The sequence below is a fragment of the Polynucleobacter sp. 35-46-11 genome (assembly GCF_002281105.1).
The window spans coordinates 1-21149 of sequence record NZ_NCFJ01000023.1 but is presented as its reverse complement, the minus strand read 5'-3'; the positions used below and the strand labels follow the sequence as shown (position 1 = coordinate 21149).

The 21149-nt window shown below is 46.3% G+C and carries 20 protein-coding genes; 17 read left to right on the top strand and 3 right to left on the bottom strand.

Annotation, left to right across the window (positions count from 1 at the left end):
- The first annotated feature begins 37 nt into the window (after positions 1-37).
- From nuoG to B7Y67_RS03595, 14 genes are all read left to right on the top strand, one after another.
- Positions 38-2362 (top strand): NADH-quinone oxidoreductase subunit NuoG, encoded by a 2325-nt coding sequence (nuoG, locus tag B7Y67_RS03660; RefSeq protein WP_293597410.1) that lies wholly within the window; start codon positions 38-40, stop codon positions 2360-2362.
- An 8-nt stretch (positions 2363-2370) separates the two neighbouring features.
- Entirely contained in the window at positions 2371-3444 is a 1074-nt protein-coding gene (nuoH, locus tag B7Y67_RS03655; protein ID WP_015420927.1) for an NADH-quinone oxidoreductase subunit NuoH, read from the top strand.
- An 11-nt stretch (positions 3445-3455) separates the two neighbouring features.
- The gene (nuoI, locus tag B7Y67_RS03650) at positions 3456-3947 is read left to right on the top strand and encodes an NADH-quinone oxidoreductase subunit NuoI (RefSeq protein WP_015420928.1); all 492 of its coding nucleotides are present in this window, start codon (positions 3456-3458) and stop codon (positions 3945-3947) included.
- A gap of 21 nt (positions 3948-3968) precedes the next feature.
- The gene (locus B7Y67_RS03645) at positions 3969-4616 is read left to right on the top strand and encodes an NADH-quinone oxidoreductase subunit J (RefSeq protein ID WP_293597408.1); all 648 of its coding nucleotides are present in this window, start codon (positions 3969-3971) and stop codon (positions 4614-4616) included.
- Complete coding sequence (gene nuoK / locus B7Y67_RS03640) at positions 4613-4921, top strand: NADH-quinone oxidoreductase subunit NuoK (protein WP_215377583.1); 309 nt, start codon at positions 4613-4615, stop codon at positions 4919-4921. The genes B7Y67_RS03645 and nuoK overlap by 4 nt, the downstream gene beginning before the upstream one ends.
- A gap of 2 nt (positions 4922-4923) precedes the next feature.
- Positions 4924-6984: an NADH-quinone oxidoreductase subunit L gene (gene nuoL / locus B7Y67_RS03635; RefSeq protein WP_293597407.1), complete on the top strand. Its 2061-nt coding sequence runs from the start codon at positions 4924-4926 to the stop codon at positions 6982-6984.
- Positions 6985-7008: 24 nt separating this feature from the next.
- A complete protein-coding gene (locus B7Y67_RS03630; RefSeq protein ID WP_293597406.1) occupies positions 7009-8475 on the top strand; it encodes an NADH-quinone oxidoreductase subunit M in 1467 nt (488 codons plus the stop codon).
- A gap of 10 nt (positions 8476-8485) precedes the next feature.
- Positions 8486-9991, top strand: coding sequence for an NADH-quinone oxidoreductase subunit NuoN (gene nuoN, locus B7Y67_RS03625; protein WP_293597405.1), 1506 nt, complete (start codon positions 8486-8488; stop codon positions 9989-9991).
- A gap of 105 nt (positions 9992-10096) precedes the next feature.
- Positions 10097-10699 (top strand): NUDIX domain-containing protein, encoded by a 603-nt coding sequence (locus tag B7Y67_RS03620; protein ID WP_293597404.1) that lies wholly within the window; start codon positions 10097-10099, stop codon positions 10697-10699.
- Positions 10700-10760: 61 nt separating this feature from the next.
- Positions 10761-11288: a DUF1178 family protein gene (locus B7Y67_RS03615; RefSeq protein ID WP_293597403.1), complete on the top strand. Its 528-nt coding sequence runs from the start codon at positions 10761-10763 to the stop codon at positions 11286-11288.
- Positions 11289-11369: 81 nt separating this feature from the next.
- On the top strand, positions 11370-12122 hold the full coding sequence (locus tag B7Y67_RS03610) for a transporter substrate-binding domain-containing protein (RefSeq protein ID WP_293597402.1): 753 nt from the start codon (positions 11370-11372) through the stop codon (positions 12120-12122).
- A gap of 44 nt (positions 12123-12166) precedes the next feature.
- Complete coding sequence (locus B7Y67_RS03605; protein ID WP_293597401.1) at positions 12167-12820, top strand: amino acid ABC transporter permease; 654 nt, start codon at positions 12167-12169, stop codon at positions 12818-12820.
- Between the two features lie 34 nt (positions 12821-12854).
- Positions 12855-13586, top strand: a complete 732-nt coding sequence (locus tag B7Y67_RS03600; RefSeq protein WP_293597400.1) for an amino acid ABC transporter ATP-binding protein — start codon at positions 12855-12857, stop codon at positions 13584-13586.
- Positions 13586-14251 carry an amino acid ABC transporter permease gene (locus tag B7Y67_RS03595; protein ID WP_293597399.1) on the top strand — a complete coding sequence of 222 codons (666 nt, stop codon included), beginning with the start codon at positions 13586-13588 and terminating at the stop codon, positions 14249-14251. The genes B7Y67_RS03600 and B7Y67_RS03595 overlap by 1 nt, the downstream gene beginning before the upstream one ends.
- Positions 14252-14334: 83 nt before the next feature.
- Here the strand turns inward: B7Y67_RS03595 and B7Y67_RS03590 are convergent, their stop codons facing one another.
- On the bottom strand, positions 14335-15855 hold the full coding sequence (locus tag B7Y67_RS03590) for a CoA-acylating methylmalonate-semialdehyde dehydrogenase (RefSeq protein WP_293597398.1): 1521 nt from the start codon (positions 15853-15855) through the stop codon (positions 14335-14337).
- Between the two features lie 148 nt (positions 15856-16003).
- Here B7Y67_RS03590 and B7Y67_RS03585 point away from each other — a divergent pair, with 148 nt between their 5' ends.
- The 3 genes from B7Y67_RS03585 to B7Y67_RS03575 are packed head-to-tail and all read left to right on the top strand — an operon-like array spanning position 16004 to position 18960.
- A complete protein-coding gene (locus tag B7Y67_RS03585) occupies positions 16004-17125 on the top strand; it encodes an NADH:flavin oxidoreductase/NADH oxidase (protein WP_293597397.1) in 1122 nt (373 codons plus the stop codon).
- A gap of 55 nt (positions 17126-17180) precedes the next feature.
- Positions 17181-17840, top strand: coding sequence for a SprT family zinc-dependent metalloprotease (locus B7Y67_RS03580; RefSeq protein ID WP_293597396.1), 660 nt, complete (start codon positions 17181-17183; stop codon positions 17838-17840).
- Positions 17841-17892: 52 nt separating this feature from the next.
- The gene (locus B7Y67_RS03575; protein WP_293597409.1) at positions 17893-18960 is read left to right on the top strand and encodes a tartrate dehydrogenase; all 1068 of its coding nucleotides are present in this window, start codon (positions 17893-17895) and stop codon (positions 18958-18960) included.
- 20 nt (positions 18961-18980) lie between these two features.
- Here B7Y67_RS03575 and dnaQ read toward each other — a convergent pair whose 3' ends face one another.
- Complete coding sequence (gene dnaQ, locus B7Y67_RS03570; RefSeq protein ID WP_293597395.1) at positions 18981-19691, bottom strand: DNA polymerase III subunit epsilon; 711 nt, start codon at positions 19689-19691, stop codon at positions 18981-18983.
- On the bottom strand, positions 19691-21149 hold a 1459-nt coding region (locus tag B7Y67_RS03565; protein ID WP_293597394.1), incomplete at its 5' end, for an efflux RND transporter permease subunit. The genes dnaQ and B7Y67_RS03565, both read right to left, overlap by 1 nt.

The following is a 21149-nucleotide window of genomic DNA, read 5'->3' as shown; positions in this document are numbered from 1 at the left end:
TTATAAGACATTGAGCACGGGACATCTTAAAGTGAGCATGGTTGAAATCGAATTAGATGGTAAGGCAGTAGAAGTTCCGCAAGGTTCGATGGTGATGCACGCCGCGAATAAGCTCGGTACTTATATTCCTCACTTCTGTTATCACAAGAAATTGTCTATCGCTGCCAACTGCCGTATGTGTTTGGTTGAAGTGGAGAAAGCGCCAAAACCATTGCCAGCTTGTGCAACACCGGTAACGCAGGGTATGAAGGTGTTTACGCATTCCGCTAAAGCAGTTGAAGCTCAGCGCTCTGTGATGGAGTTCCTGTTGATCAACCATCCTTTGGATTGCCCAATTTGCGATCAAGGTGGTGAATGTCAGTTACAAGATTTAGCTGTTGGTTACGGTAAGTCCAACTCACGCTATGAAGAAGATAAGCGTGTTGTATTTCATAAGAATGTCGGTCCACTTATCTCTATGCAAGAGATGACGCGTTGTATTCACTGCACTCGTTGCGTTCGCTTTGGTCAAGAAGTGGCCGGTGTTATGGAATTGGGTATGGTCAACCGTGGCGAACATTCCGAAATTACTACTTTTGCAGGTCAAACGATCGATTCAGAGTTGTCTGGAAATATGATTGATTTGTGCCCAGTTGGTGCATTGACTAGCAAGCCATTTCGTTACGCAGCACGTACATGGGAGTTGGGACGTAAGCGCTCAGTCAGCCCACATGACAGTCTCGGTGCGAATACCACTATTCAAACTAAAGCCAACAAAGTAATGCGTGTTGTTGCTTTGGAAAATGATGCAATCAATGAATGCTGGATTAGCGACCGTGATCGCTTTGCCTACGAAGGTTTGAATAGCGCAGATCGTGTAACGACCCCAATGGTGAAGCAGGGCGGTCAGTGGCTGGAGACTGACTGGCAATCCGCAATGGATTACGTTGCTCATTCACTCAAAACTATTTCTTCTGAGAATGGCCCTGAAGCAGTTGCTGCTCTAGCCCATCCAATCTCTAGCACCGAAGAGCTATACCTTCTCCAGAAGATGATTCGTGGTTTAGGTTCTAAGCAAGTTGAGACTCGCTTACGTCAAACTGATGTAAAGGGTGCTGCCTCTACCCCATGGTTGGGCATGTCGATTAGCAAAGTCAGTGAGCTGGATCGTGTTTTGGTAATTGGTAGCTTCTTGCGTAAAGAGCAGCCATTGATTGCCACTCGTTTACGTGCTGGCGCAAAACGTGGTTTACAAGTTTTGCGTATTGATGCTGGTGGCGATGATTGGTTAATTCCTAATACCGGTATTGCTGCAACTCCGAGCGCATGGCTTAATACATTAAGTGAAGTTGCATTGGCAGTGGCTAAAGCAAAATCTGCTACTGCTCCAGCTGGTACGCCTAATTTGACAGTCTCTGCTACTGCGCAAAAGATTGCAGATAGCTTGCTTTCTGGCGCATGTTCTTCAGTATTGCTGGGTTCAGCTGCAATTGCACATCCACAAGCATCTGATTTACATATCTTGGCGCAATTTATTGCTGAGCAAGCTGGAGCAACTCTAGGGTTCTTGCCAGTTGGCGGTAATGCTGTTGGTGCTAGCCTGGTCAATGCCAACGGTGCTGGTGTTGAATCAGTGTTGTCTGGTGATCACCGCGCTGTGATCTTGATGAATATCGAGCCAGATGCTGACTTGCCTAACCCTACTCAAGCACGTGCTGCATTGGCAAAGGCCAATACAGTGATTGTATTAAGTGCTTACAAGAGCGCTGATCTTCTCGAGGTAGCCGATGTGATTCTGCCGATCTCTACATTCACAGAGACAGTGTCTACTTTCGTAAATTCAGAAGGCCGTGCGCAAACGATTCAGCCAGCTGTAAAACCTTTAGGTGATTCACGTCCAGCATGGAAGGTTCTCCGTGTTCTTGGTGGATTGTTGGGCTTAGATGGCTTCCTCTACAACATGCCTGAAGAGGTATTGGGTGAAGCGCTTGGTGAAAACTATTGCGCTAAGTTGTCAAATCAATCTACGGCTGCTGGCTTAACTAATTTAGCTAATGGCAATGCAGGCTCATCGGCAGGTTTAGAACGCATATCTGACGTTGGTATTTACGCCGGCGATCAAATCGTACGTCGCTCATCAGCATTGCAGTTAACGCGTGACGCTAAGCGTGGCAATCAAGTTGGCCTGGGTCAAGTACTTTTTAATGAGCTGGGCTTAAAAGAGGGTGATGCTGTGCGAGTGACTCAAGGTAGTCATTCCGTAGATTTGCCTGTCACATTGGAAGCGAACTTGGCTAAGGATGCCGTCAGAATTTCTGCAGGCACTATGGCTAGCGCTAAATTGGGATCGATGTTTGGCCCTGTAACTGTTAGCAAGGCATAAGGGACGAGATGGATAATTTCTTGAACCTCATTACCACCCAAGGTGAGGCCATCTTTGGCTCACTCTGGCCGCTTGTTTGGGCTTTGGTGCGTATCGTGATTATCGTATTGCCGATGTTTGGCGCCGTTGCTTACATGACTCTGTGGGAGCGTAAGTTGATTGGCTGGATGCATATTCGCCTCGGACCAAACCGTGTTGGGCCTTTAGGTTTATTGCAGCCAATCGCTGATGCCTTGAAGTTATTAATGAAGGAGATTATTTCTCCAACACAAGCTAGCAAAGTACTGTATTTCATTGCACCAGTCATGGTGATCATGCCGGCTTTTGCTGCTTGGGCAGTGATTCCATTCCAGGCCAAGATGGTTCTGGCTGATGTCAATGCTGGATTGCTATACGTAATGGCAATCTCATCCATTGGTGTTTATGGGGTGATCTTGGCAGGTTGGTCTTCTAATTCTAAGTACCCATTCCTTGGCGCTATGCGTGCTTCAGCTCAAATGATTTCTTATGAGATCGCTATGGGCTTTGCATTGGTTACTGTGCTGTTGACTTCTGGCTCATTGAACTTGAGCACGATTGTGGCTTCGCAAGAGCAGGGCTACTTTGCCAGCATGGGCTTGAACTTCCTTTCTTGGAATTGGTTACCGTTGCTACCGATGTTTGTGATTTACTTCATCTCTGGCGTTGCTGAAACTAACCGTCATCCATTTGACGTGGTTGAGGGTGAGTCTGAGATCGTTGCCGGTCACATGGTTGAGTACTCTGGCATGGCCTTTGCGATGTTCTTCTTGGCTGAATACGCCAACATGATCTTGATCGCTGCCTTAGCGTCCACGATGTTCTTGGGTGGTTGGTTGCCTATCGTTGACCTACCAATTCTCCGTGATATTCCTGGCTTCTTCTGGTTGTTTGCAAAAACCTTCTTCCTCTTGTCTTGCGTTATCTGGTTGCGCGCGACTTTACCTCGCTATCGCTACGATCAAATCATGCGTTTGGGTTGGAAGATCTTTATTCCAATCTCCGTATTCTGGGTAGTTGTCGTTGGCGCATGGGTTGTATCCCCATTGAATATTTGGAAATAAGTTGATCAATCATGTTTAAGAAAATTTCCCAATTCCTCGATAGCTTGATGCTCAAAGACATTTTGGTCGGTATGTCGATTACCGGACGCTATCTTTTTAAGCCAAAAATTACTGTTCAATACCCTGAAGAGAAGACTCCACAGTCTGTTCGCTTCCGCGGTTTACATGCTTTGCGTCGTTATGAAAATGGGGAAGAGCGTTGCATTGGTTGCAAGCTATGTGAGGCAGTTTGTCCCGCGTATGCAATCACGATTGAAACTGCTGAGCGCGATGACGGTACCCGTCGCACCAGCCGTTACGACATTGACTTAACTAAGTGCATTTTCTGCGGCTTCTGTGAAGAGGCTTGCCCGGTTGACGCTATTGTTGAGACCAATATTTTTGAGTATTTCGGTGATAAGCGCGGTGATTTGTATTTCACTAAAGAGATGCTTTTGGCAGTAGGCGATAAGTATGAAAAAGATATCGCCGCTAACCGCGCAGCTGATGCGCCTTATCGTTAATCGAATAGAGCACAACGACATATGACATTCGATACCTCCACATTATTTGCAGTTTTCTTTTACGCCTTTGCTGGCCTTTTAGTGCTTTCAGCATTGCGCGTGATTACTGCACGCAATCCGGTGCATGCCGCACTGTTCTTGGTCTTAGCTTTTTTCTGCGCCTCCGGTCTATGGATGCTTCTGAAGGCTGAGTTCTTAAGTCTTGCCCTAATTCTCGTATACGTTGGCGCTGTGATGGTGCTCTTCTTGTTTGTAGTTATGATGCTCGATCTTGATCTTGAGCATTTACGTCGTGATTTCAAGAAATTCTTGCCAGTAGCTTTCTTGATGGGTGCAGTCATCGTGTTGGAGTTATCTATTGTCTTGATTCGTAGCTTTATCGGCACTAGTGTGCCAGTACAGCCGATGCTTGAGGAAATGGGTACTAGCAATACGCATGCTCTGGGCATGTTGATCTTCGTTGATTATGTTTACGCTTTCGAAGTTGCCGGCGTCATTCTATTGGTGGCCATTATTGCTGCTGTTGCATTGACTTTGCGCAATCGTAAAGATTCCAAGTCGCAGAATATTCATGAGCAAGTGAATGTGAATTCTGCCGATCGTATGCGCATCATCAAGATGGGTTCAGATATGGCTGCAAAGCAAGATATACGCGGGGAGAAGAAATGACTATTACCCTGGCTCACTACTTAGTGCTTGGCGCAATCTTGTTTGCGACCAGCGTAATCGGCATCTTCTTAAACCGTAAGAACATCATCGTGCTCTTAATGGCCATTGAATTGATGCTGCTTGCGGTGAACATGAACTTTGTAGCCTTCTCTCATTATTTGGGGGATATGGCTGGTCAAGTATTCGTATTCTTTATTTTGACTGTGGCTGCTGCTGAGGCAGCAATCGGTTTGGCAATTTTGGTTGTTCTCTTCCGTAAGGTGGACACCATTAATGCTGAAGACCTTGACCACCTAAAAGGCTAGTCATGCAATTGACCTTAACTCTTCCCGTTCTCTGCGCAATTCCGCTGGCGCCATTATTTGGCTCTGCTATTGCGGGATTCTTTGGCACTAAATTAGGCTTTAACCGCATCGGGCAGGGCGCTTGCCAGTTCGTCACTATTTTGGGTGTGATGATTGCCTTCGTATTATCTTGCTTTGTTCTTGTGCAGGTGATGGATGGTTTCTATTTCAATGGCACCGTGTATCGCTGGATGCAATTGGGTGAGCTCAATCTGGATATTGGCTTCTTAATCGACCCACTGACAGCCACGATGATGTGTGTAGTGACCTTTGTTTCTTTAATGGTCCATATTTACACCATTGGCTACATGCAGGGTGAAGAGGGTTACAACCGCTTCTTCTCATACATCTCACTCTTTACATTCGCGATGTTGATGTTGGTGATGAGTAATAACCTCTTGCAACTCTTCTTTGGTTGGGAGGCGGTAGGTGTAGTTTCTTATTTACTGATTGGCTTTTACTATGAGCGCCAATCTGCAGTTTTTGCAAACATGAAGGCTTTCCTAGTTAACCGTGTTGGTGACTTTGGTTTCATTCTCGGTATTGGCTTGCTATTGGCTAGTACTGGTTCCATGAACTACGACGTGATCTTTTCTCAGAACACGGCACTGGCAGCGCAAACCTTGCCTGGTACTAGTTGGAATTTAGTCACCGTAGCGTGTATCTGTCTCTTTATTGGCGCGATGGGCAAGTCAGCTCAGTTTCCATTGCATGTTTGGCTGCCTGATTCGATGGAAGGCCCAACTCCAATTTCTGCATTGATTCATGCTGCAACGATGGTGACTGCCGGTATCTTCATGGTGTCACGTATGTCCCCACTGTTTGAGTTGTCGGATGCGGCATTGAGCTTCATTCTGGTGATTGGCTCGATCACTGCGCTCTTTATGGGATTCTTGGGGATCGTCCAGACTGACATTAAACGGGTGGTTGCCTACTCAACACTGTCTCAGTTGGGTTATATGACTGTGGCTTTGGGCGTTTCTGCTTATCCAGTTGCCATCTTCCATTTGATGACACACGCATTCTTCAAGGCGCTCTTATTCCTTGCTGCGGGAAGTGTGATTTTGGGTATGCATCATGAGCAAGACATGCGCAAGATGGGCGGTCTCTGGAAGTACATGCCAATCACTTGCCTCATGATGTTGTTGGGTAACTTAGCATTGATCGGTACTCCATTCTTCTCAGGTTTCTATTCAAAAGACTCCATCATCGAAGCGGTAGCTGCTAGCCATATTCCAGGGTCTGGTTTTGCTTACTTCGCTGTGATGGCTAGCGTCTTTGTAACGGCCCTGTATTCCTTCCGCTTGTACTTCTATGTGTTCCACGGTAAAGCCCGTTGGGGGCACGAGGATGCTCATGCACATGATCACCATCACGATCATGCGGAGCAGGGCGATGATCATGCTCATCATGGTTTGGCTCCTGGCCAAAAGCCACATGAGTCACCATTTGTCGTGACCTTGCCTTTGATCCTGCTGGCCATTCCTTCGGTCATCATTGGTTATTACACCATTACGCCGTTGTTGTTTGGTACCTACTTCGGGGACTCTATTTTTGTCGATATTGGTAAGCACCCAGCCATGAAAGAGCTTGCTGAAGAGTTCCATGGTCCGATTGCTATGGCAATGCATTCATTGACATCACCGGTATTGCTTTTAGTTGTTCTAGGTGTGTTGACTGCAGCAATTGGCTACCTCTGGGCTCCAAAGTCGCCTGGTGTTGTGGCTCAAGCATTTGCCCCTATCAAGAAGCTAATGGATAACAAATACTATCTCGACGATCTAAACCAAGCAGTATTTGCTAGGGGTTTGTTATGGATCGGCGGCGTCTTGTGGCATCGCGGTGATCAACAGGCTATCGATGGCTTCTTGGTTAACGGTAGTGCTCATGCGGTAGGGCGCTTTTCTGCTGTGATTCGCCATTTGCAATCCGGTTATCTCTATCACTATGCCTTCGCAATGATTGCGGGTTTGGCGGTATTGCTAGCTTGGGTTTTATACGCTTACCTGCCTTTTGTTCGCTAGGCCTTTGTTACTTAAGTAGCCATCATGATTCTTTCTTACGCCATCTGGATCCCGATTTTCTTCGGCATCATTATTTTGTTCTACGGTTCAGAGAGGCCAACTGCTGGCGTTCGCTGGTTAGCTCTTTTTGGTGCCGTCCTTGGCTTCATTGCAACGCTGCCTTTAATCATTCATTTTGACCTCGCCAATCCTGGCATGCAGTTTGTTGAAAAGATGAGCTGGATTCCTCGTTACGACATTAACTATCACCTTGGTATTGACGGTATCTCAGTGTGGTTCATTGTTTTAACTGCATTCATCAATATTTTTGTAGTGATTGCTGCATGGGAAGTAATTGATAAGAAAGTTTCCCAGTACATGGCTTCTTTCTTAATCCTTTCTGGATTAATGATTGGCGTATTTGCTGCTTTAGATGCTTTGCTTTTCTACGTATTCTTCGAGGCAACTTTGATTCCGATGTACATCATCATCGGTGTCTGGGGTGGTCATAACCGCATCTATGCAGCATTTAAGTTCTTCTTGTACACCTTGCTTGGTTCATTGCTCACTCTGATTGCCATGCTGTATTTGTACAACGTGACCAATACCTTTGATATCTTGACTTGGCATAATGCGCGTCTAGACATTGTTGAACAAATCCTCTTGTTCTTAGCTTTCTTTATGGCGTTTGCTGTGAAGGTGCCAATGTGGCCTTTACATACTTGGCTGCCAGATGTTCACGTTGAGGCGCCAACAGGTGGTTCAGTCGTGTTGGCTGCAATCATGTTGAAGTTGGGTGCTTATGGTTTCTTGCGCTTCTCATTACCAATCGCTCCAGATGCAAGTCAGTACCTCGGCCCATTTGTGATCTTCTTGTCTTTAGTAGCGGTGATCTATGTAGGAGCAGTAGCTCTAGTTCAGAAAGACATGAAGAAGTTGGTAGCCTACTCATCAGTAGCGCATATGGGTTTTGTGACCCTAGGTTTCTTCCTCTTTAGCCCGCTCGGTATTGAGGGCGGTATTGTGCAGATGATTTCTCACGGCTTTGTGGCAGGCGCAATGTTCCTTTCTATTGGCGTGTTGTATGACCGCATGCATACCCGTCAAATTGCTGATTACGGCGGCGTTGTGCACCGTATGCCCGCCTTTACAGCTTTTGCTGTCTTGATGGCAATGGCGAACTGTGGTCTACCTGCCACCTCCGGTTTCGTAGGTGAGTTCATGGTCATTCTGGCCGCTGTGGATTATGACTTTGTGATTGGTATCTTGGCGGCGACTGCTTTGATTCTAGGTGCCGCTTATTCCTTATGGATGGTGAAGCGCGTGTTCTTTGGTGCAATCACCAATCACCATGTTGAGGAATTAAAAGATCTCAATGCGCGTGAATATTTCATGATGGCAGTGCTATCCATTTGCGTGATTGGTATGGGTGTTTATCCAAAACCGTTTACCGACATCATTCATCCGTCTGTGATTAATCTGCTGCAGCATGTTGCTGTTAGCAAACTCTGAGTAAAAGCTAATGCAAGTATTTGACCTATACGCCGTCCTGCCGGAACTCGTTTTACTTGTAGCTGCCTGCCTCTTGCTGGTGGCTAGTGTTTATGTGCCGGAGCGTCAGCCAGCAAAACCTGGTATTGAGCAGGATATTTTCCATACGCCACGTGGTGTTGGTTTTGTTTATTTTTTCACCATCATTTTGCTGGTGTATTTGATCTTTGCATTTGTGGGTCGCATCGGTGATATATCTTTAGTCGCCATGAATGGCTTGTTTCAGTCTGACCCAATTTCAAACCTGCTAAAAGCCTGCTCTTGTGGTGCAGTGTTGGTGAGCTTGGTTTACTCAAAACAGTATCTAACTGATCGTGCGATGTTCCGCCCAGACTTTATTGTTTTGGTTTTATTGGCTTTGTTGGGGCAGTGCGTGTTGATCTCCGGTGCCAACCTATTGACTTTGTATTTAGGTCTTGAGTTGATGGCTTTGCCTACCTACGCTTTGGTAGCAATGCGTCACAACAATGAGAAGAGTGTTGAAGCTGGTATTAAGTACTTCATTCTCGGTGCATTAGCTTCCGGTTTTTTGCTTTACGGTATGTCTATGTTGTACGGTGTAACTGGCTCACTGGACTTAATCGAGATTTTTAGAACAGTTGCTGATCCCCGTGTGAATCACTTGGTAATGGCCTTTGGTTTAGTATTTATTGTTTCTGGTCTAGCTTTCAAGTTAGGCGTTGTGCCATTCCATATGTGGGTGCCTGACGTTTATCAAGGTGCACCAACAGCAGTGACATTGATGATTGCTGCGGCTCCAAAGATCGCAGCCTTTGCTTTGCTATTCCGTTTACTCGTAAATACTTTGTTGCCGCTTTTAGGTGACTGGCAGCCGATGTTGGTATTGTTGGCCGTCTTGTCATTGGTAGTGGGTAACGTCACTGCGATCGCGCAAACGAATATGAAGCGCATGTTGGCTTACTCAGCGATTGCGCAGATGGGCTTTGTGCTGCTGGGTATGCTGTCAGTATTTGATGATCATGCGTTTAGTGCCTCTATGTTCTATGCGGTTACTTATGTGTTAACCACCTTGGGAAGCTTTGGTCTCTTAATGATGCTGTCCCGTAAAGGTCATGATTGCGAAACCATTGATGACCTCAAGGGCTTAAACAAACGTCATCCCTGGTTTGCATTCATTGGTCTCGTGATGATGTTCTCTTTGGCTGGTATTCCGCCAACCGTTGGCTTTGCTGCGAAGCTGGGTGTGCTTGAGGCCTTGGTTGACGGAGAGCACACATTCTTGGCTATCATTGCTGTGATCGCATCCTTGATCGGTGCTTTCTACTACCTCAGAGTAGTTAAGGTAATGTACTTTGATGAGCCAAAAGAAGAGCATGCTGCTGAGATTTCTGGATCTGGCTTTGCTCGTGGATTATTGAGTTTGAATGCGATCTTTGTTTTAGCTCTCGGGATTTTCCCAGCTGGGTTGATGGCTGTTTGTTTGGATGCGATGCGCCGTACCTTATTGGGTTCATAGCCCAAAGCTTCAAGTGGCTTGCGATGAAGGCTCCGAATAGGGGCCTTTCTCTTTTCTGTCATCTGGGTTTTGTATGATGACTATTCATTACATGAAATACGAGCTATGACTGAAAAATCTTTTAACGACTTGCCATTTGGCGATACCCATTTGAGAGAAGAGCGTTTGTCTGGTGAGGATATCTACGGCGGTATCTTTCTGAATATGAAACGTGATCAAGTTAGTTTGCCGGATGGCAAGCAAGCCGTACGCGAGTATTTGACACACCCTGGAGCAGTTGCTATTTTGGCTATCTTGGATGATGGCAGGGTGCTGATGGAGCGCCAATATCGTTACCCAGTCGCAAAAGCCTGCATTGAGATTCCTGCGGGTAAGCTAGAAATCGGTGAAGATCGATTACTCTGTGCCCAGCGAGAGCTTGAGGAGGAGACGGGCTATTCTGCAAGTAAGTGGAGCTTTATTCGGCGCATCCATCCTGTGATCTCTTACTCGACCGAATTTATTGATATCTATCTCGCCGAAGGTTTAGTCTCCGGCAAAAGCCACCTAGATGATGAAGAATTTTTGGATGTATTTGCTGCCCCTCTAGAGCAATTATTGGATTGGGTAGAGCAGGGTGAGATTACTGATGTGAAGACGACGATTGCGACCTATTGGCTGGATCGTTATCGACGTGGATTAGTCAGCCCTACGCCTATCCCCAGCTGATTTCGTAATCCATTTAAAATAGGGCTATTGAATTTGGTATTTATGCCCCTATATAGGTCTTATGAAAGTTTATAACCTCGCTTGCCCACTAGATCATCGCTTTGAGGGATGGTTTGCCTCTGAAGAGGATTGCCTTGCCCAGCAAGACAAGGGAATGCTGGCGTGCCCTATTTGTGACAGTACTGAGATTACTCGGATGCCATCGGCTCCCCATATTGCCAAATCAAATACTAGTAAGGCGCTTCCAAGTTCAACTGAACTCACGGTTGCTAGCCCTACCGTAACGGATCATGCAGGCATTGGTGGCGCGCTGAGTGGCGACGTTGTTGCTCTTACAGGGAGCGATCACTCCCAGCTAGAGGCTCAGGTGCAGGCGGCCTTTTTAAAGGGTATGCGTGAGCTGATGGGGCGATCCGAGGACGTTGGAAACTCTTTTGCCGAAGAGGCCCGAAAAATCCACTACAAGGAATCTCCTGAGCGGAGTATTCGTGGTCAAACGACTTTAGACGAAGCTGAGGCTTTGCGCGAAGAGGGTATCGAAGTGATGGCGATGCCGATGTTGCCTGCCTTTAAAAACACCCTGCAGTAGCCAGCCCCAACCTAATTCCCCTATACTTAGTGTGCACCCAGAGCTTGGGTATCAATATTTACTAGGATAGGAGAGGTACCCATGAAGCGCTTTTTTCTGGCACTGTTTGCCGCTGTTTTAGCTCTCACTATTGTGGCTTGTTCCAACTCCTCTGACACTAAAGAAATTAAGGTTGCTGTATCACCCGCATCACCCCCAATGTTGTTTGATGACAAGGGTCAGATCGTTGGTGTGGATATGGATATTTTCCAGGGCTACTGCCAATCCCGTGGTTGCACTTTAAAAGTCACTCCGTATGACTGGGCTGGAATGTTGGGTGCCGTTTCTAGTGGTCAAGCTGATGTGGCTTTCTCAGGTATCTCTATTACCGATAAGCGTAAAGAGGCGATGGATTTTTCTCAGCCTTACTATGACAATGCTTGGCATCTCGTGAGCATGAAGAATAAAAATATTCAGATCACGGATTTGAATCAGCTTAAGAAATACTCCATTGGCTATCCGCGGGGCATGGCTTACGATGATCTTATTAAGAATGAGTTAGAGCCAAAGGGCTACTACTCCTTAAGCAAGGTCAAACTGTATCCTTCATACGCTGAAGTAATTACCGATCTGCAAAATGGTAATCTAGATTTGGCCTTTATTGAAGAGCCCGTATTTCTGAATTATGAGAATAAATTAAAGCTACCAATTCAGAGCAGTTATGTATTTAAAGGCTTCGATAAGCTTGGCTTTGCTTTTGCTAAAGGCTCTAAGTTGCGTGACGACTTTGATAAATATCTCAATGAACTCGGCCCTGAAAAAATCAAGTCTATTCTTGATAAGTGGATGAAATAAGTAACCCATAACAACACCTCAATCAGTAGTCGAAAGTCTGCCCTGTGACCTTTCTGGATATTCTTGCCCAGTTAGCCCAGGGCATTTCTTATACGGTTTTAGTAACGCTAGTTTGTTCCCTCACTGGATTGGTAGTTGGGTTAACCGTTGCGAGTCTTCGTCGCTTTGATATCCCTTGGCTTACCGCTCTAATCGATTGCTATACCTACGTCTTTAGGGGTGTGCCAGTTTTAGTTCTGTTATTCATGGTGTACTTTGGCTTACCGGGTCTTGGTTTCAAGGTTCCGCCATTAATGGCGATGGCCCTGAGTTTGGGCTTGGTCGCTTCAGCCTATTTGGCCGAGGTATTTCGAGGCGCATACAACTCAGTTGATCCGTCCGAAGTCATTGCTGCCCAAGCCATGGGCATGACACGTATTCAGGTGCTGAGATTTATCGAGCTACCTCAGATGTTGCGATTCTCAGTTCCAGGCATGGTTAATGAGTTCACCTCAGTTTTGAAGTACTCACCATTCGCCTATACCGTCGGCATTCCAGAAATTACTAAACAGGCCATGACCTTAACCTCAACAACGCTGCGTGGCATAGAGGTTTATCTAGCCGTCGGCATCCTTTATTTTGTGATTTACCGAATCTGCTTGGTTGGAGTTCAGCTCTTGAGTAAGCGTTTTCAAATACCAGGAATGAGTCCAGCGTGAGTATAAGTATGACAATATTGGAAGAGGTAACTCTGTGGCATTAATTCAGGTAAGAGATTTGGTTAAAGAGTTCGGGGGGCAAACAGTTTTGTCCAACATCAATCTTGATCTCAATGAGGGTGATGTCCGCGTCTTGATGGGCGCCTCTGGCTCTGGTAAATCGACCTTATTACGCTGTCTTAATCGCCTGATAGAGCCCACCTCAGGATCTATTGTTTTCAGAGGTAAAGAGGTATTAGGTTCTGATGTTGATGTGCGCGAGTTGCGCAAGCAAATTGGTTTCGTATTTCAGCAGTTTGCTTTGTATAGCCATTTAACTGTTTTGGATAATGTCTCATTAGGTCTGCGCAAGCTGCATAAGATGGGTAAAGCGGAGGCTAAAGAAAAAGCCTTACTTGAGTTGTCCCATTTTGAGATGACATCACATCAAGATAAATATCCCTCACAGCTTTCTGGAGGGCAGAAACAGCGGGTTGCAATTGCTCGGGCGCTCGCTATGGATCCGGCGGTCTTGGTTCTGGATGAGCCTACTTCAGCATTGGATCCCATCATGTCTAGAGATGTAGCTGATCTAATTAATCGCTTGCATAGCGAGGGCATCACCATGATCTGCGTTACGCATGATCTCAATCTGGCTCGTAATATTGCGGATACCGTGATGTTCTTGGATCGCGGTGTCATTCGTGCCGATGATCGGATTGATATTTTGAGTCAACATGCTGATCCAGAAATTAAAGCTTTCTTTGGTTCGGAGGAGAAGCGTTAATGGGTGGGTGGTCATCCTTCGTTCGTGATCTCACGGAGCAGATGCCTTTGATTTTGACGGGGCTAGTGAAGACCTTGCAATTAGCGGGCTTGATTAGTGTTTCAGGTTTGCTATTGGGCATCGTAGTGTTTTATCTCACGCTCAATAAAAATAAGTACGTACGTAGCGCTATTAATTCTTATATATCCTTCTTTATTGGAATGCCCTTAATCGTTTTATTGTTTCTAATGTATTACGGCTTACCGCAGTGGGGTATCAGACTCTCCCCATTCGCAGTTGCTTTCATTGGTTTTACGTTCAATGTGGCTGCATACAACGCAGCTTATTTAAAAACTGCATTTAATGGTTTGGATAAAAGTCAGCTTCAGGCAGCAAGTGCACAGGGCTTTAGTCCTTTACAGATCTTTCGCTTGATTGCCTTACCGCAGGTCATCCGTCTTTCTATTCCAGCGCTTACCAATCAAGTGATTGCAAACCTGAAAGATAGTTCGGTGGCATTCTTAATTCAGTACACCGAATTCTTTGCCCGCGTACAAGAATTGGCTGCAACCAACTTCCAATTCTTTAAAGCCTATTTTTTAGCAGCCTTGGTCTATCTAGCTTTGGTATCTATCGTCGTGCTGTTTGCGCGTGCAATTGAGAGGCGTTACTTTATTCCCGCGTGATATCCCGACTCAAACTAGAGTGGATGATAAAAAAATAGCGACCCAAAGGCCGCTATTTTTTAGATACCTGCTGCTAAATCAGATTACTTTGAAGTTGGCATCACAAACTCTGCGCCCTTGGCAATGCTCTCGGGCCAGCGCTGCATCACACTCTTTTGCTTAGTGTAGAAGCGAACACCTTCTTTACCGTAGGCATGCATATCGCCAAAGAGGGACTTCTTCCAGCCGCCAAAACCATGCCAAGCCATTGGCACCGGAATAGGCACGTTAATGCCGACCATGCCCACCTGAACGCGGCGTGCAAATTCACGTGCAATATTGCCATCGCTCGTAAAGCACGCTACACCGTTTCCAAACTCACAGGAGTTCACCAAATTCAATGCCTCAGTGAAGTTTGCTACGCGTAAGCAAGATAAGACTGGTCCGAAAATTTCTTCCAAGTAGATCTTCATGTCTGGGGTAACGTTATCGAAAAGAGTGCCACCGATAAAGAAGCCATTCTCATGACCCGGCACTTTTAGGCCGCGACCATCCACCAATAATTTGGCGCCAGAAGCAACGCCGCTCTCAATGTAGCCTGTAATGCGCTCTAAGGCAGCTTTAGTAACGATTGGGCCCATTTCTGCATCAAGCTCCATACCGTTTTTGACTTTGAGCGTCTTGGTGCGCTCAATCAGTTTTGGCATGATTTTTTCTGCAACATCACCAACCAGAACGGCCACTGAAATTGCCATGCACCGCTCTCCAGCTGAACCATAGGCTGCACCAATCAAAGCATCAATCGTCTTATCGATATCTGCATCAGGCATAACTACCATGTGGTTCTTGGCCCCACCTAAGGCTTGGGAGCGCTTACCAAAGTGCGCGCAGCGCTCATAGATATAGTTGGCAATTGGGGTCGAGCCAACAAAGCTTACTGCTTTGACATCCGGATTCTCAATCAAGGCATCCACAGCTTCTTTATCGCCCTGAACCACGTTGAATACACCATCAGGTAAACCAGCTTCTTTTAAAAGCTTGGCCATAAATAAAGAGGCTGATGGATCGGTTGGGCTTGGCTTCAGAATGAAGCTGTTGCCACAGGCAATAGCTACTGGGAACATCCACATTGGCACCATGACTGGGAAGTTAAATGGAGTGACACCTGCAACCACACCCAACGGCTGGCGCATCACCCAGTTATCAATATCAGTAGACACCTGCTCGGTGTAATCACCTTTGAGTAATTCTGGGATACCAGTGGCAAATTCCACGATATCGATGCCACGGCTAACTTCACCTTGGGCATCCGTAAATACCTTGCCGTGTTCGGCGGTAATGATCGCTGCCAATTCATCGCGATTGGCATTGAGCAATTCAAGATACTTGAACATGATCCGTGCGCGGCGCAGTGGAGGGGTCAGACTCCAAGTCTGAAAAGCGGTTTGTGCCACAGCAACGGCATCATCAATCTCTTTACGGCTGGCTAGTGCAACCCGTCTTGCAACTGCTCCAGTAGATGGATTAAATACATCGGCAAAACGACCGTCTTTTGGGTTGACGACTTTGCCGCCAACAAAGTGGCCGATATCTTCTTTTGATTCAAAGGCTTGTGGTGCGCTCATAGTATTTTGCTTAATAATTTCTTGCTAGTTTTAGGTTCAATAAACTTGTATTGCGAGGGATCGCACAAGTTTATGGTCTCGTTTATCCTACCGTTCTATTTTATCGCTTTCATCTCCATTACGCACCGCCAAATTCAAAGGTATTGAAATGAGCCTCTTATTTTCCAGTTTTGCATTGAACTCTCCCAGAGGGCCGTTGACCCTTCAAAACCGTATTGTCGTGGCGCCTATGTGCCAGTATTCAGCTGTAAATGGAGAGGCGCAGGATTGGCATCTGATGCATTGGGGCAATCTCCTTAATAGTGGGGCAGGACTATTCATTATTGAGGCTACTGGCGTAACTCCAGAAGGTCGCATTACACCAGCCTGCCTTGGCTTGTGGGATGAGCGGACTGAGGCTGCTCTTAAAGATAAGCTCACTAGAGCCCGCAAGCTGGCACCAGAAACGCCTGTTTTTATTCAATTGGCACATGCTGGTAGAAAGGCCTCCAGCGCCACACCCTGGGAGGGCGGTCAATTACTGTCCAAAGAGCAGGGTGGCTGGGATACCCTTGCTCCCTCTGCCATCCCACAGTTGAAGGACGAGCGTTTGCCACATGAACTCTCTAAGGTCGAGTTGGTGGAGCTCATTAATGCATTTGTTGTTGCAGCGCAGCGTGCTGAGCGAGTAGGGGTGGATGGCATTGAGTTGCACGGGGCACATGGTTACCTGCTGCATCAATTTCTATCGCCGATTGCCAATCAACGTTCCGATGAATATGGCGGCTCTTACGAAAACCGCATCCGCTTCCTTTTGGAGTTATTTGCAGCTGTACGTGAGGTATATCAAGGTGTTTTGGGCATTCGGATTTCGGCTAGCGATTGGATCGAGGGTGGCTGGACTCCGCAGGAGACTGCTGATTTTGCATCCCGCTTAAAACCATTGGGATGTGATTTTGTGCATATTTCATCTGGTGGTATTTCGCCGCTGCAAAAGATTGCAATTGGACCCAACTATCAAGTGCCATTTGCCAAAATCGTAAAAGACCAATCTAGTTTGCCTACGATGACAGTCGGCTTGATTACAGAACCCCAGCAAGCAGAGGACATTCTACAAAAAGGAGATGCGGATTTGATTGCCTTAGCCCGTGCATTTTTATACAAGCCAAGATGGGCTTGGGAGGCTGCTGCAACCTTAGGTGGTACCGTGCCTTCAAACGAGCGTTACTGGCGCTGTTTGCCACGTGAGGCTCAGGCCATATTTGGTGACGTCAAAGTGGGGCAGCGATAATAGAGCCGTCCCCCTTAGCTAAAACTACCAAACTTAAAATATAAATGAGTTATCGATGAAGCAACACTCCGTAAGAGAATCTTGGCTTGAAGATGCCGTAAGACATTTGGAACCTGTTTTTTCAAAAGCAGGTTATGCAATTCCACCGGTCAGAGTGTCTTGTGGTTTTCCAGCCTCGAGTAGCCCAAGGACAACATTGGGTCAATGCTGGCCACGTGAGCGTTCTGGTGGCGGGGTAAATGAGATTTTTATCTCCCCCAAGCTAGATGATCCTGTTCAGTTATTGGATACCTTAGTCCATGAACTTTGCCATGCGGTAGATGATTGTTTTAGCGGTCACGGTGAGGACTTTAAAGGCATTGCCCAAACTGTAGGACTAGAGGGTCCCGCCAGAATGGCCCATGCAACCGAAGAGTTGATGGTACGCTTGATGATGATTAGCCAAGAGCTTGGGCCATATCCACATCAGGCAATTGTTTTCCCACCACCAAGACCGAGCAATGCGAGTCGCAATAAAGCTAAGTGTGCTCAGTGTGGATACGAGGTGACGCTATTGAAGAAGTGGGCCACCTATGGTGCACCTATTTGTCCCAAGGACAACATCCGCATGCAAGAAGCGGTTATTGAAACCATTGAAAATACAACTGAGCACGATACAGAATCTGTAATTGGTTCTAAGCCTAAGGCGGATGAGATTCGTCGGGCAATTAGCTAAACCTATTCACACTGAAGATCGGATGAGACATTAAATGCAGAAAAATAAAGTAATTCAGAATCCAAAAATCGCGGTTATTGCTGGCGATGGAATTGGTAAAGAGGTTATGCCAGAAGGTGTTCGCGCACTAGAGGCTGCTAGCAAAAAGTTTGGTATCGGTATGCAGTTTGATCATTTCGATTTTGCTAGCTGCGATTACTATCTCCAGCATGGCAAGATGATGCCCGATGATTGGTTCAATACCCTGATGCAATATGACGCGATATTTTTTGGCGCGGTTGGTATGCCAAGCATTCTTCCAGATCATGTTTCTTTGTGGGGAAGCCTCATTCAGTTTCGGCGTTGCTTTGACCAGTACGTCAATTTGCGACCAGTTCGACTCCTCCCTGGTGTGCCATGCCCATTAGCCAACCGAAAACCTGGTGACATTGATTTTTACGTCGTACGTGAAAATACTGAGGGCGAGTATTCCAGTGTCGGTGGAAAAATGTTCCCCGATACCGATCGAGAGTTTGTTATTCAGGAATCCATTTTTACCAGACAAGGTGTTGACCGCATTCTTCAATATGCTTTTGATCTTGCCCAAAGTCGTCCCAAAAAACATTTAACCTCTGCCACTAAGTCCAATGGCATTGCAATCACCATGCCTTATTGGGATGAGCGGGTGGAAGAAATGACGAAGCAATTTGGTGATGTCAGGATGGATAAATATCATATCGATATCTTGGCTGCGCATTTTGTCATGAACCCCGACAGATTTGATGTTGTAGTGGCTAGCAATCTATTTGGCGATATCTTGTCGGATTTAGGTCCAGCCTGTACTGGAACCATTGCAGTAGCACCATCCGGAAGCATTAATCCAGAAGGAAAATTTCCCTCTCTGTTTGAGCCTGTTCACGGCTCAGCCCCTGACATCTACGGAAAGATGATTGCTAATCCCATTGGGCAGATCTGGTCTGGATCAATGATGTTGGATCACTTGGGTTATCCGGAGGCAGGCAAAGCGATATTTAATGCGATTGAGCGAGTCCTAGCAAAAGAAGGCTCTCCGCTCACGCCTGACTTGGGCGGCAAGGCTCGTACAGATGATTTGGGTAAAGCGATCGCAGCTGAAATCTAAATTTATATTTAGTTATGTGGTTAGTTTGTTGCGGCAGAAGGACTCCATACGGAGTCCTTTTTGCTTGCCTTTGCAATTTCACCTAAGATCTTTTCATGTAGCTGGCAATCCTCTTCGCTCGCGCTCATGAGTTTAAGATTGCTTGGCAAGGCTTTCATTTGGCCGGATGCATCAGTGTCGACGGTGTAATCAATCAGATCAATTGAGAGATCTTCTTGGCCACGCGTCATGGCCACATAGACTTCGGCTAATAGCTGGGCATCCAACAAGGCGCCGTGCAGGGTCCTATGTTGATTACTAATGGCGAAGCGCTCACAGAGTGCATCAAGCGAATTGCGCTTGCCTGGAAACATCTGCCGCGCATCTAGAAGGGTGTCGGTGATTTTGGAGGTAAGGCCTCTGAAAGCAGGGCGCTTCAATAAAGCAAATTCGTTATCCAGGAATCCCAAGTCAAACGCCGCGTTATGAATAACCACCTCAGCACCATCAACAAACTCAATTAGCTCTTCAACAATATTGGCAAATACTGGCTTATCGGATAAGAACTCACGAGAGAGTCCATGCACTGCAAACGCGCCAGCATCAATATCGCGCTCAGGATTAATGTAGTAATGGAAAGTGCGATCAGTTAAACGGCGACCCACCATTTCAACGCAACCGATTTCAATAATGCGATCACCTGTCGCGGGATTAAGACCAGTGGTTTCGGTATCGAGAATAACTTGACGCATTAGGTGCTTTCCAACACAGATTGGGGGATGTCCATAGGCCCATTACCCGCATATTTATCCAAATACAGGTAGATCACAGGGGTAATGATGAGGGTTACAAATTGGGAGAAAATTAGTCCTCCGGCTACGCTGATACCCAGAGGTTGACGCAATTCCGCTCCCGCACCTAAGCCCAGTGCAATTGGAAGTGCACCCATTAGGGCTGCAATAGTCGTCATCATGATTGGCCTAAAACGCAAGATGCATGCTTCACGAATCGCTTTTTCTGGCGACATGCCTTGATTGCGCTGCGCATCCAATGCAAAGTCAATCATTAAGATGGCATTCTTTTTCACAATACCAATCAGTAGCAAGATACCAATTGATGCAACGATCGTTAGCTCAAAGCCAAAGATACGAAGGGATAGGATTGCGCCAATCGCAGCAGAAGGCAGGCCGGCCAAAATTGTTAGTGGGTGAATATAACTCTCATAAAGCACGCCCAGCAAAATGTATATAACACCTAAAGCTGCCAATATCAATATGATTTGACCGGACTGATTATCTTTAAATACCGCTGCATCACCACCATAGCTGGTAATAATAGAGGGCGGCAATCCTACTGCTTTTACAAAGCCATCAATTGCTTTGGTAGCGTCACCCAAAAAGATATCTGGAGCTAAGTTGAATGAAATTGTCACTGCCGGAATTTGGCCTTGATGATTTACCGCTGTCGGACCAATGCTGCGAACAAAAGTAGCCAGGCTAGAGAGGGGAATTAACTTATCGGTTGCACGACCCCTGACATAAACCTTATTGAGATCAGTTTCAAATTGACGATCGTTCTCAGCGGTTTCTAAGATCACATAATAGGTGTTCACTGGCGTATAAATGGTGGACACCTGGCGCTCACCAAAGGAGTTGTAGAGCGCATTACGGATATCAGCAATAGTGACGCCAGCACTCGCAGCCTGCTCACGATTGATCTCAATTTTGACGTTAAGGCCCTTAAGTTGAGAGTCGCTGGTGACATCTCGGAAGATGGGGTCAGCACGCATTTTTTGCGTAAGCTTGTCAGCCCAGTCATTAACGCCCTCAAAGCCAACGCTCTGTAAAGTAAATTGGTAGCGACTCTTACTACTGCGTCCGCCCAGTTGTAAATTTTGAACGGGGCGCATGTATACCTGTAGCCCTGGGATCTCTTTAAACTTGATTCGCAAGCCTTCAATGACCTTAGCCATTTTTTCGCGGTCGCCCTTAGATTTGAGAATGATGAAGAAGCGACCCGTATTTCTGCCTGCGCTTAGACCGCCACCTAAGATAGAGATTGAGTTAGCAACGTTGGGATCATTATTAACAATCTCTGCAGCACGATCTTGAAGTTCTAGCATCGCTTTAAAGGAGGTATCTTCGGATGCTTCTGTTGTAGCTATGATTTGACCAATATCTTCTTCTGGAAAGAAACCTTTGGGGCTGAAT

Excerpts from the sequence above, each read along its gene's own strand:
- B7Y67_RS03580 (WP_293597396.1), top strand. The coding sequence starts at position 17,181 with ATGAAGCAACACTCCGTAAGAGAATCTTGGCTTGAAGATGCCGTAAGA.
- dnaQ (WP_293597395.1), bottom strand. The coding sequence starts at position 19,691 with ATGCGTCAAGTTATTCTCGATACCGAAACCACTGGTCTTAATCCCGCG.
- nuoN (WP_293597405.1), top strand. The coding sequence starts at position 8,486 with ATGCAAGTATTTGACCTATACGCCGTCCTGCCGGAACTCGTTTTACTT.
- B7Y67_RS03585 (WP_293597397.1), top strand. The coding sequence starts at position 16,004 with ATGAGCCTCTTATTTTCCAGTTTTGCATTGAACTCTCCCAGAGGGCCG.
- nuoG (WP_293597410.1), top strand. The coding sequence starts at position 38 with ATGGTTGAAATCGAATTAGATGGTAAGGCAGTAGAAGTTCCGCAAGGT.
- B7Y67_RS03615 (WP_293597403.1), top strand. The coding sequence starts at position 10,761 with ATGAAAGTTTATAACCTCGCTTGCCCACTAGATCATCGCTTTGAGGGA.
- B7Y67_RS03630 (WP_293597406.1), top strand. The coding sequence starts at position 7,009 with ATGATTCTTTCTTACGCCATCTGGATCCCGATTTTCTTCGGCATCATT.
- nuoL (WP_293597407.1), top strand. The coding sequence starts at position 4,924 with ATGCAATTGACCTTAACTCTTCCCGTTCTCTGCGCAATTCCGCTGGCG.
- nuoH (WP_015420927.1), top strand. The coding sequence starts at position 2,371 with ATGGATAATTTCTTGAACCTCATTACCACCCAAGGTGAGGCCATCTTT.
- nuoI (WP_015420928.1), top strand. The coding sequence starts at position 3,456 with ATGTTTAAGAAAATTTCCCAATTCCTCGATAGCTTGATGCTCAAAGAC.
- B7Y67_RS03590 (WP_293597398.1), bottom strand. The coding sequence starts at position 15,855 with ATGAGCGCACCACAAGCCTTTGAATCAAAAGAAGATATCGGCCACTTT.
- B7Y67_RS03595 (WP_293597399.1), top strand. The coding sequence starts at position 13,586 with ATGGGTGGGTGGTCATCCTTCGTTCGTGATCTCACGGAGCAGATGCCT.
- nuoK (WP_215377583.1), top strand. The coding sequence starts at position 4,613 with ATGACTATTACCCTGGCTCACTACTTAGTGCTTGGCGCAATCTTGTTT.
- B7Y67_RS03610 (WP_293597402.1), top strand. The coding sequence starts at position 11,370 with ATGAAGCGCTTTTTTCTGGCACTGTTTGCCGCTGTTTTAGCTCTCACT.
- B7Y67_RS03620 (WP_293597404.1), top strand. The coding sequence starts at position 10,097 with ATGACTGAAAAATCTTTTAACGACTTGCCATTTGGCGATACCCATTTG.
- B7Y67_RS03645 (WP_293597408.1), top strand. The coding sequence starts at position 3,969 with ATGACATTCGATACCTCCACATTATTTGCAGTTTTCTTTTACGCCTTT.